This is a genomic window from Pseudomonas sp. HY2-MNA-CIBAN-0224, assembly GCF_040310285.1.
In the GTDB taxonomy this organism is placed as follows: domain Bacteria; phylum Pseudomonadota; class Gammaproteobacteria; order Pseudomonadales; family Pseudomonadaceae; genus Aquipseudomonas; species Aquipseudomonas helleri.
On sequence record NZ_JBEOPQ010000159.1, the window covers coordinates 1 to 506 of the forward strand.

Below are 506 nucleotides of genomic sequence, written 5' to 3' on the forward strand. Positions count from 1 at the left end.
GTGGTGGCGATGCGTTGGTTGAGGGCGTCGTACTCGTGCTGCCAGATGGCAACGTGGCAGGGTTTGTAGAGGTGCAGGTGCTGGTGTTCGCGGGTGTTGTTGCCCGCAGCATCGTAAAACCACTGCAGTTTGCAGGTCGGGTTGGTGGCCAGCAGCAGGTTGCCGTTGCCGTCGTAGGCAAAGGTTTCTGTCTGCCATTGCTTGCCACCTTGGTAGGCGGCGTGGCGGGCGCTCAGACGGCCGAGCGGGTCGTAGTCGTATCGCCAGACCCGATCGCCGTCGGATCGGTGGGTCGGCTGTTGGCTGCCGTTTTCGTACTGGTAGTGAATGGTTTGCCGGTCGAAGCCGGTTTCGTTCAGCAGTTTGCCAGCCGGATCGTAGACGAAGGTGGCTGTGCTGTTGTTCTCGTTACGCAGTTCCAGTAATTGGCCGCGTTTGTCCCAGCGGTAGGCGAGGGTGGTGCCGTCGGCCTGCTGGCGTTGCTGGATCAAGCCGGCTTCGTTGTA

General features: G+C 61.1%; 1 pseudogene. It reads right to left on the reverse strand.

The features are described 5' to 3' along the window. A pseudogene (locus AAEZ03_RS25825) lies at positions 1-506 on the reverse strand (hypothetical protein); the annotation flags it as partial.